Source organism: Syntrophorhabdaceae bacterium, assembly GCA_035541755.1.
Lineage (GTDB): Bacteria > Desulfobacterota > Syntrophorhabdia > Syntrophorhabdales > Syntrophorhabdaceae > PNOF01.
This window is the reverse complement of the sequence record DATKMQ010000117.1, coordinates 1-10,969: the sequence shown is the minus strand read 5'-3', so window position 1 is coordinate 10,969 and position 10,969 is coordinate 1. Positions and strand designations below refer to the sequence as shown.

Genomic DNA, 10,969 nt, shown 5'->3' with positions numbered 1-10,969 from the left:
AAAGTACTTTGCTGGCAGGGGTTCATGAATCAGCTTGTTACCAGGAAACCTGTGCGAAAGATGGCCGATCTCAGGGGCATGAGGCTAAAGGTCGTGGGCGATGTTTCGAATGCTCTTAAAGAATTAGGAGTAGAAGGTATGTCCATATCGGCCGCTGAGACCTATGTTGGCCTGCAAAAAGGTATTCTAGATGGAGTGATTATTCCGGTCGAGGCGATTGAGTCTCTGAAATTTGCCGAGGTCGCAAAGTATGTCACACTGATCAATTTCTATAGCACCCATAGTGGCAGCAGGATGATGAACGTTGATAAATTTAACAGCTTGCCGCCTGATGTGAAAAAAGTACTGGACAACAATATCGAATACTATAGCCGCGAGACGGAAGCCGAATTCAATCGGCATAATCAGCACGCCATGGAAGAAGGAAAAAAACTCGGGGTCGAATTCATACCCATCTCAAAAGAAGAGATGGCCAAGTTCTACGCGCCGATGAAAGTGATAGCCGAAAAGGAAGCGCAGGGGCTAGACGCCAAGGGGCTACCGGGCACCAAGATACATAATGAGGCACAGCGGCTGATTCAGCAATACAGTAAGTAGGTTAGAGGATGAAGTAAGCTCTTGGTTTTTTTGAGATAATGAGCAAAGAGTTCTACAGTTAATTGGAACCCCATTTGTGAGCTAGAAATATCAATAAAGGAGTCTTCCAGCGGTTGGCGCTGCAGATAGAGGCATAGGAGTGAACGCTAATAAGAGACAGGAATCAATGGTTGGGCTACCTGTGCTCAGGGTAGCGCTTTATCGCAACTGTCCATGACTAAAGTCAGGAACGGAGGGAATCAATATGGAAAATCATCAAATGTTTATCGGTGGCAAATGGGTCGATTCTGTTTCCGGGGCGACCTTCGATGACCTGAATCCCTACACGGGCGCATTATATGCGCGGGTGGCAAAGGGGAACGTGGAGGATACTCGCCGTGTTATGGCTGCCGCATATGCGGCAAGAAGAGAGTGGGCTTCCACACCCCCGCTCGTACGCTCTCAGGTTCTCTATAAAGCCGCACAGATGCTCGAGGCCGACAGGCAGGGGTTTGCCGACGTGCTAATCCAGGAGGGTGGCAGCGCCTTCGGCAAGGCTATGTTCGAGATATCGCAAACGGTCGATCTCCTTGAGACTGCCGCGGCCGACAGCAAAAGAATCCTCGGGGAAACGTTTCATAACGATCCCGGCAAATTATCCATGACGATCCGCAGACCAAGAGGCACGGTGGTGGCAATTTCCCCGTGGAATTTTCCGCTGATCCTTTCCATGTACAAGGTGGCCTATTCGATCGCGACCGGCAACACGGTGGTGTTGAAACCGGCCAGCGAAACGCCGGTCATCGGGCTCAAGATCGGTGAACTTTTCGAGAAAGCCGGTCTTCCTGCAGGGGTACTGAACGTGATAACCGGACCAGGTAGCATCCTGGGCGATGCCTTAATCGACGACGATCGTTGTTCGTTTGTGACTATCACCGGTGAGACGGTGACCGGACGGCATGTGGCGCAAAGAGCGGCCGCGAAACTCAAGGAATACACGCTTGAGCTTGGTGGGAAGAACCCCCTTATTATCCTCGCCGACGCGGACATGGAATATGCCGTTAAATCAGCCGCCTTCAGTGCTTTTCTGCATCAGGGCGAGATATGCATGTCCGTGGACCGTGTTATTGTGGAGAAACCTATTGCGGAGGAGTTCTCCAAGAGACTCGCTGATCTCGCCTCTCATCTGCCTGTAGGCGATCCCTCTTTACCTACAACGTTCATCGGCCCGGTGATCAGCGATAACCAGGTTCAAAAGATCCATGCTCACGTCCAGGATGCCGTTGCAAAGGGCGCGAAACTTCTCACCGGAGGTACCCATGAAGGCAGGCTCTATAAGCCGACCGTGCTTTCGGCCATAACCCGTGAGATGCAAATCTATTACGAAGAGACGTTTGGCCCGGTCACATCCGTTATCCCTGTTAACGATGAAAAGCAGGCATTGGAGGTTGCGAACGATACAACCTACGGGCTTTCCGCCGGGGTCATAACCAAAGACCTCGAAAAGGCCATTTTTCTTGCTGAAGGTCTGGAAGCGGGCATGGTGCATGTGAATGATGGTTCGATCGATGCCGATGCGTGCACTCCCTTTGGCGGGTGCAAGTCGAGCGGTCAGGGACGTGAAGGCGGTCAATACTCCATTGAAGAGCTGACTGAGCTGAAGTGGGTTACTATACAGAAGAAAGGCAGAATGCTCCCCTTTTGACAGGGTCAAGGGCAAGGAGGACTAAATGAAAATCAAAGCTGCCGTGGTACGTGAAAAGTCTGGCCCCTTTGTGATTGAGGATGTGGAGCTTGATGATCCGAGAGAGAATGAAGTGCTGGTCAGAATCACGGGTTCAGGCCTCTGCCACACTGACCTTGTAGCTCGCGACCAGTATCTGCCGTTTCCGTTACCAGCAGTGCTCGGGCATGAGGGTTCGGGGGTTGTCGAGAAGATAGGGTCGCGTGTTCAGAAAGTCAAAGCCGGTGATCATGTGGTGCTGAGTTATCTCTCCTGCGGATGTTGTTCTTCATGCCTTAAGGGTCTTCCTACTTACTGTCTCAACTTCTTTCCTTCAAATTTCATGGGGAGCAGGCTCGACGGATCGGCTACCATGAAGAAGAAAGGCAAACCTATCCATGGCGCCTTCTTCGGGCAATCCTCCTTTGCGAGCCACGCCATTGCTTTGGAGCGAAACGTCGTGAAAGTGAAGCAGGACGTGTCGCTCGACAAACTGGGACCCCTTGGCTGCGGCGTCCAGACCGGCGCGGGCGGCGTGATGAATTCCCTGAAGGCCGAAGCCGGCTCGTCAATCGCCATCTTCGGCATGGGATCAGTGGGATTAAGCGCGGTGCTCGCGGCAGTTGTGGTGGGCTGTACTACGATTGTTGCCGTTGATTTCAACATGACCCGCCTAGCCCTGGCCAGAGAATTCGGCGCCACGCATATTATCGATCCGAGGAATGGAGATCCCGTGGAAGAGATAAGAACCATAACCGGGGGCGGCGCCAAGTACTCACTCGAGTGTACCGGAATTCCCGATGTGCTTTCCCAGGCACTCGATTGTCTGACCCTCACGGGTGTGTGCGGATTGATCGGGGTGGCGCCCTTCGGCAGCAGGGTGAGTCTCGACTGTCAGAACATTCTCAACGGGCGCGCCGTCAGGGGGATCGTGGAAGGGGATTCGATCCCTGATGTTTTCATCCCCACGCTCATCGATCTGTACACGCAAAGCCGTTTCCCTTTCGATCGGATGATCACGTTCTATAACCTCGATCAGATTAATCAGGCGGCTGAAGACTCAGAAAAAGGTAAGACACTAAAGGCAGTTCTCCGCCCATAAACTCCCGTTGTTTTTTGACAGCGGCTTTGGGCGTGATGGTTGATGTGATTAATGATGACAAACCGGGACGCAGATCGTGATGGCATGTGAGAATAGAAGTGAAAAGCGAGCAGGATGAAATGGCAAAGAGACTGTCCTTAATGTTAGGCACGAATTTATCCGGATGTTGCCAGGCAAGAGAACCAAAAAATCAAATCCGAGGAGGAGCAAAAATGAGAATAGGAGCAAAAGGGATTAGGACTATTGTAGTAGTGATGATGGTCATGGCGCTCGTTCTGATAAGCCGTGCCCCGGTGACTGCCGCAGACGTGATCGAGCTCTCGTATGCCTCGCCTTTTGGCCCTGACCATACGATGAGCGTGGCCGACAAGATCTGGATGACGAAGATTGAAAAGGATACGAACGGTCGTGTCAAGTTTAAACCTTACTGGAGTGGATCGCTCGTGGACATCAGGAATGGTTCCGATGAGATCAGGACCGGGGTTGCCGACGTTGGGTGGATTGCGCCGTCGTACGAGAAGGCCGGCTATGAGATCACCAAGGCCATGTACACCTTTTCCCACGGGGCGAATCAGGACATCGGCAGACGTGTTGTCATGGAGGTCATCGCAAAGTTCCCCGAAATTGAGAAAGAGTATGCGGGGCTCAAAGTCATGGCGTGGACCTCCGGCACCGACTATCAGCTTCTCACCAACAAGAAGGCCGTGAGAAAGCTGGACGATCTGAAAGGCATGCGGATCAAATGCGTGGGAGAGCTGATGGATGCGCTTAAAGATTTAGGCGCTGAGGGATTGGCAGCCCCCATGACCGAGGTATATATGTCCATGCAGAAAGGTGTATTGGACGGCGCTTTTGTCCCCCCGGAAACCCTCAAATCCATGAGTTTTGCGGAGGTGGGTAAGTACTATACCATATTTGACTACTACTATACGCACACCGGCACCAGGGCCATGAGCCTGAAAACGTGGAACAAGCTGCCGCCGGATATTCAAAAGATCTTTGAGAACAATATCGACTGGTATGGACGTGAACAGGACAAAACCCTCATGGACGCCCACAAGGTTGGATACGACTATGCAAAGAACTTCAAGATAGAAATCATTACCCTGCCCAAAGCCGACCTGGATAAGTTCTACAACGCGATAGTCAACACGGCCGTAAAGCAGGCGAAACTTCTGGATGCAAAAGGGATGCCCGGGACAAAGATTTACACCGAAATGCAGCGACTCATCAAGCTGTATAAGAAGTGAGGTTCCGACGACTATCTCGGGCAGTTGAAAAGCGCACTTATCATCCGTCCTAAAGGATGGTAAGTGCCTTCATGGAGAAAGGAGTATGAGATGAGGTTTGTAGAGAAGGTGATTAATGGCCTTGCGACGGGCGGCGGGGTGCTGGGTGCGATCGTAATGGCGATCGTTATGATCATCCTCGTTGCCGGCGTTGTTGCCAGGGCTTTCAATCATGTGCTTGCCGGTACGTATGATCTTGTTGAAACCTTAATAATAGTGACGTGCGCGTTTTCTTTTCTCTACTGCGAAAAAAAGGACCGCCACGCAAAGGCCGATATAGTCATTATGCGCCTTTCTCATCGCGTAAGGGCATGCTTTGAAGCGTTTACCACTTTTCTCAGTATCGTCGTATGGGTCGCCATCCTGTGGGCCGGCTGGGTTCTGCTTCTCGTGAAATGGGAGAGATCGGAGCAAACTGAGATCCTGAAAATTCCGATCACACCCTTTCGCGCATTATGGCTTCTTTCGGTGGTCTTTATGATTGTCTTTCTTGTCATCAAATTCCTTCACAAAATCAAAGCAGGGGGGTCGAAATGAGCCCTGTAATTATCGGCCTGCTTGGTTTTCTGGTGCTTTTTGCCCTGCTCGCATGCGGTATGCACATAGGATATACGCTCGCTTTCGTCGGACTTGTCGGTATGTGCGTGCTCTATCCCTTCCCCGCTGCAATGACGAAGATGGCTACTGTGCCTTTTGAGGTGATTGCAAACTATAATTTTGCCGTGCTGCCGCTCTTTCTGCTCATGGCCCAGGTTACGTTTATCTCGGGCTTCGGGGCTGATCTTTTCCGGTTTGCGTCAAAGCTCATCGGGCATCGCCGGGGCGGCCTTGCCATGGCGAGCATTTTCGGCGCCACGGGATTCGCCGCGTGCAGCGGTTCAAGCTTTGCCACGGCTGCAACCGTCGGTCTGGTTGCACTACCGGAAATGAAAAAGTACGGCTATGACCAGAGGCTTGCTGTGGGCGCAGTATGCGCGGGCGGCACGGTGGGCAGCCTTGTCCCGCCAAGCACCATGTTTATTGTCTACGCTATCCTCACGGGCACTTCCATCGGCAAACTCTTTGCCGCGAGTCTTATTCCTGCCCTGCTCACGATCCTTTCCTATCTGATTACGATCTGGTTGCTCTGTCTTAGAGATCCGAGGCTTGGTCCGCCCACGGACAGAATCTCGGCCAGGGAACGATTCAAGGCATTCGCGGAGTGCTGGGAGATTCTTCTCCTCGTGATCTTTGTTATCGGTGGAATGATCATCGGCTGGTTTACGCCGACAGAAGCGGGGGCCGTGGGTGCAGCGGGTTCGATCATGCTCGCGGCTATCAGGAGGCGATTGACGCTCAAGATGCTCGGCAAGGCCTTCATGGAAGCGATGACAGCTGCCGGTATGGTCATGGTTATTATGATGGGAGCTTTTGTCTTCAACTATTTCTGCGCAAAAACCGGTCTTCCTGACGCATGCGCCCAGTGGATTGCTTCGTTACACGTGAACCGCTGGATGGTTATGTCCGTTATCATCGTCATGTACTTTCTCATGGGCATGGTAATGGAGGCGCCTTCAATCCAGATTCTTACGCTGCCGGTCTTCTTCCCGATTCTTATTACCAATCTTAATTTCGATCCGGTCTGGTTCGGAGTGATCCAGGTGCGCATGCTCGAAATCACACTCATCACGCCTCCCCTTGGCATGGTTGCATACATTATTTCCGGACTGGAGAAAGACCTCTCTCTTACTACCGTGTTCAAGGGTGCGACGCCGTTTTTGCTTATGGAACTCGTGACCATGCCTCTGTTCATGTTTGTGCCGGCTATAACAACATGGTTACCGACTCTGCTCTCAAGAGTTTGAAGTGGCGGTAGAAAGACTAAAGGCGTAGAGAGTTTTGAAATGATCTATCCTGATAAACTAACAACAAGGAGCATTAACATGAGTAAACGCATTGATATGATGAGAGAACGACTGGTAACGGACAAGAACCCGATATGCATTGAAAAATTCAAGGTCATCCTGGAAACCGAGGCAGAAAATGCGTACGAGATGCCTGTGTACCGTCGCGGCAAGACTTTGGCCAATTTCCTGGACAGGGTGCCCATTTTTATCATGGACGGCGAATTGATCGTTGGGAACACAGCGAGTAAACCCTTCGGCCTGGAGATGGATGTGGGTTTCAGCATCTGGAACAAGTTTGAGCTCGACGCCTTGAAGGAGGATGGGTTCAAGCTGGAAGCCAAAGACGAAGCTGAGTTGCTCGCTTTGTTTGAACGATATCCGCAATTCGGCTGTACGAGCGGTATGAACCGGATCATGCTTGGACACCATCATATGGAGCCCTATTACCGTTCCGGTATGACGCTCCCGCCATGGAGAGATAGCGGTGTGAGCGGGGGGACGGCAAGTTCCGGTTTAGGACTTGGACCAGGCTGGTTGCTCGTATGCCCTGATTACAATCTTCCCGTGAACAAAGGACTGAATGCCATGATCGAGGAGTGTGAAGAGGAACTGCAATTACTCCGTTTCTTTGACACTGACTCTTACGAGAAATCGGTGTCGCTTCAGGCCATGAAGATGTGTCTCGAAGCACTGGTAAGGTTTGCCGGTCGCTTTGCCGCGCTCGCTCGTCAGATGGCTGAACAGGAGAAGGACGGCGAGCGTAAGAAGGAACTGTTGGAGATAGCAGAGACCTGCCGCAGGGTGCCTGCGTATCCCGCCAGGACATTCAAAGAGGCGCTGCAGACGGTCTGGTTTATTTTCCTTGTGACCAGTCCGTCTCCCACCACCTGCATCGGACGTTTTGATCAGTATATGTATCCCTTCTACAAGGCGGACATCGAAGCGGGACGCATCACGGATGAGGAGGTGCTCGAATACCTTGAGTGCTTCAGGCTCAAGGTTATGGAGATAAGCAACATATCGGGCAAAGAGGTCCGCAAAAGAGGGGTTGGCAGGGCACGGTGGTACAATATGACGATCGGCGGGGTAAAATCGGATGGGAGCGATGCGACCAATGAACTGAGCTACCTCGTGCTCGAGGCTCTCATGCGATGCCCCACCACGCACCACACAATTACCATGCGAGTTGCTGAATCTACGCCGGAATCTTTGATTCTCAAAGGTATTGAAGCGCAGGCCAGAGGCTTGAGCATGCCCGCATTCATCGGTGACCCGTCGTACATCAACTTTTTCACCACCTACGGGGTGTCGTTGGAACACGCCCGTGACTATGTGATCACCGGGTGCTTGGACGCGAACCTGCCCGGCAGGTCCCGGGCCATAACAATAGGAATGTTTATTACGCCTTTGATGTTGGAATTCTTCCTTAACGATGGCGTGGACAGAAAGACAGGACTTCAGGTCGGTAACAAGGTGGGTGACCTTGATAGGTTCAAGACTTACGATGAATTTTATGCCGCCTTCATTCAAGAATTCACCAATTATATGTCTATGGGCGCCGAACGTAACAACGCGGAGGCCATGTCCTACGGATATTCCCTGCCGAATCCCCTTATGTCAGCCCTCATGGTAGACGGTATCAAAATAGGCCTCGATGTTTACAAACGTCCTTATGAGCTGCAAAACAATAATTTGATGAATCCCGTGGGTATGGTGAATCTCGGCAACTCGCTCTTCGCCATCAAGAAGCTCGTGTACGAAGCTAAAGTTGTTACCCTCTCCGAGTTCAAGCGTGCTCTGGACGCCAATTGGGTTGGATATGAGGACTTGCATAAGAAATGCCTCAAGCTTCCTAAATACGGAAACGATATTCCGGAGGTGGATGGCGTGGTAGGCGGGGTCTATGATCACTGGGCGAGAATCGCAAATGCGTTACCCGCGGCATATGGCGGCACCCAGAAGCCTACCGCCATATCGGTTACCTCACATCAGCCCGGGGGTGCGATAACAGCGGCCACCCCGGATGGACGCTGCTCAGGAGATATCCTTGCTGACGGGTGCGCTTCCCCTGCATCGGGAACCGATACCAATGGTCCGCTCGCTGTGTTCAAGAGCGCCCTTAATATTCCGCAGGATGGATTTGCCGCCATGCTGCTCAACATGAAGTTCCACCCATCGGCGCTTAAGACCGAAGAGGACAAGAAGAAGCTTGCCTCGGCCATGAAGGCATACTTCTTTAATGGCGGCAAACAGGTCCAGTTCAATGTGGTGGACTCTGAAGCCTTACGAGAGGCCCAGAGAACGCCAGATGAACATAAAGACATCATGGTACGCGTAGCGGGATTCAGTGCATACTTTGTGCATCTCACAAAAGAGATACAGAATGAGGTTATCGATCGGACGGTTCACAACTTGTGAGCTTTTGAGAAGAGTAAGACCATAGGCGCGTTGTTAAGGGCAGAGGGCTTTGAGCGGCCATTAACCGGAGAGCCGGCGGCAACGAGGATTTGCCTCAAGGCGATGCAATGGGGTATACTCCTTTCTGTTTTGTAAGATGATCGACAGGTGTGAATATTGTCTATCATGCGTCAAATCATCTTTGACGCATGATGAACCATCACATAAAGCATCAAATTCAGTGAGCATGAAAAAACTATCTGCCGGCGAAACGAATCATTATAGGTGGTGGGTGCTGGTCACGGTTTCCATTGTGAGCTTCACCGTGTCTCTGGACAACAGTATACTTGCAGCCTGTCTTCCGCGCCTGGCCCAGGTTTTTCACACAGACCCGCTTACCATAGGATGGCTCACCATAGCGTTTCTCATCACGAGCCAGAGTCTCATGCTTTCCCTCTCGAGAATAGGCGATGCGAGAGGACGTAAAATGGTCTACATGGTCAGTCTGGCCCTCTATACACTGGGGCTCGCGTGCTGTTCCCTGTCGCAGGGTATCGGTCAGCTTATAGCGGCGCGCGCCATGCAAGGCATCGGGGCGGCAACGATCTTTTCGCTGAGTATGGCGATCGGTGTGGCCGTTTTTCCCGCAGAAGAACGCGGCAGGACTCTCGGCATATTGGCGAGCGTCTATTCTGTCGGGCTCGTGGCCGGTCCTGTGTTTGGTGGGTTCCTCCTCGATCTTATCGGCTGGCGTGCTGTATTCTATTCCCGAATACCCATTGCGTTATGTGGACTGGCCATGACATGGATGATCATTAAAGAACAGAAGAGTGAAGATGCGCACTTTAGGTTCGACGCGCACGGCACCATAGGTCTTTTCGGTTTGCTCTCGTGTCTCACCCTTTGCCTCACGTTCGGGAGCAAGCGGGGGTTCGGAACCACCTCGGTACTCGTCTTAGCTATTCTGTCCGTGCTTTTTGTTTTCTACTTTTTGCGTGCCGAGATGAGGGCGGAGCAGCCCGTTATCGATATTAAAATCTTTAGAGAGCGGCTGTTTGCGGCGGCCACGCTCACCAATATGGTCTACGCGGTGAGCTCTTCCATGGCAATCTTTCTTATTCCTTTTTTTCTCATGGAAGGGCTAAGATCATCGGGTTCCCTGGTGGGCGTGTTCATGGGACTGATGGCCGCGCCTGTCGTGCTTATTGCGCCGGTGAGCGGGAAGTTGTCCGACAAGATAGGATCGAGATTTCTGTCCGCGCTTGGTGTATTCATCAATTGTGTGGGGCTCTTCTATTTAAGCCGCATGGGTGCGGGCTGCACGCTCATCGCCCTTGGGGTGGGAGTTATCCTTGTGGGAAGTGGTATGGGAATCTTTCAACCCCCTAACAACAGCCTTATCGTCGGCTCGGTCCCTGCCCATATGCTCGGGACCGCTTCTGCTGTTGCTTTGACGGCAAGGCAAATAGGGGTTTCGCTGGGGATCACCATAGCGGGAGCGGTCTTCACCGGTAATCAGGCATATCAGGCTACGCGCCTCATGGAAAAAGGCTTTGATGTGTTGTCAGCAAAAATACTGGGTGTCACAGCCAGCTTCAGTGAGGCCCTTATACTGGGCGCCGCTATCGGCGTTATCGGCATCTTCACGAGCCTCGTCCGAAAATCCCGATCATAAAATAGCAGATTGATATGAGGAATAACAATGGAGTCGAGTATAGAAGAGCGTCCCCAGGGGGAATCGAAACGCCTTAGAGCGCTGACTGTCCTTATTCTACAAGTCGGATAGAAGCGAAATAGAAGCGAATAGTTTACCAAGGCCATGCCTGCTTCAATCGGCAGGGATGACGAACAAGTTTTCTTCCTCCTACCATTAATTCCTGTATAACTGTCATGTAAGCAGGTAAGATGTGCCCCAAGAAAGGCAGGGGGACTTAGTACTTCCTGGGTCGCCGAACCCTTATTTTCAGTCTGTCCCCTGCCTCTTGGAGCCATAATA

The 10,969-nt window shown here is 51.9% G+C and carries 8 protein-coding genes; all 8 read left to right on the top strand.

Annotated features, from left to right (window positions below; all coding sequences use genetic code 11):
- A partial coding sequence (gene dctP / locus VMT62_12070) for a TRAP transporter substrate-binding protein DctP (protein HVN97158.1) occupies window positions 1-597 on the top strand: 597 nt, incomplete at its 5' end.
- A 244-nt stretch (window positions 598-841) separates the two neighbouring features.
- Window positions 842-2,281: an aldehyde dehydrogenase family protein gene (locus VMT62_12065; GenBank protein ID HVN97157.1), complete on the top strand. Its 1,440-nt coding sequence runs from the start codon at window positions 842-844 to the stop codon at window positions 2,279-2,281.
- 25 nt (window positions 2,282-2,306) lie between these two features.
- Window positions 2,307-3,401, top strand: coding sequence for an NAD(P)-dependent alcohol dehydrogenase (locus VMT62_12060; GenBank protein ID HVN97156.1), 1,095 nt, complete (start codon window positions 2,307-2,309; stop codon window positions 3,399-3,401).
- A 212-nt stretch (window positions 3,402-3,613) separates the two neighbouring features.
- Window positions 3,614-4,651, top strand: coding sequence for a TRAP transporter substrate-binding protein DctP (gene dctP / locus VMT62_12055; protein HVN97155.1), 1,038 nt, complete (start codon window positions 3,614-3,616; stop codon window positions 4,649-4,651).
- A 90-nt stretch (window positions 4,652-4,741) separates the two neighbouring features.
- Window positions 4,742-5,227: a TRAP transporter small permease gene (locus tag VMT62_12050; GenBank protein ID HVN97154.1), complete on the top strand. Its 486-nt coding sequence runs from the start codon at window positions 4,742-4,744 to the stop codon at window positions 5,225-5,227.
- Window positions 5,224-6,534, top strand: a complete 1,311-nt coding sequence (locus VMT62_12045) for a TRAP transporter large permease (GenBank protein HVN97153.1) — start codon at window positions 5,224-5,226, stop codon at window positions 6,532-6,534. Before VMT62_12050 ends, VMT62_12045 begins: the two co-directional genes overlap by 4 nt.
- A gap of 78 nt (window positions 6,535-6,612) precedes the next feature.
- Window positions 6,613-8,994: a pyruvate formate lyase family protein gene (locus tag VMT62_12040; GenBank protein ID HVN97152.1), complete on the top strand. Its 2,382-nt coding sequence runs from the start codon at window positions 6,613-6,615 to the stop codon at window positions 8,992-8,994.
- Between the two features lie 226 nt (window positions 8,995-9,220).
- Window positions 9,221-10,648 (top strand): MFS transporter, encoded by a 1,428-nt coding sequence (locus VMT62_12035; GenBank protein ID HVN97151.1) that lies wholly within the window; start codon window positions 9,221-9,223, stop codon window positions 10,646-10,648.
- Window positions 10,649-10,969 lie beyond the last annotated feature (321 nt).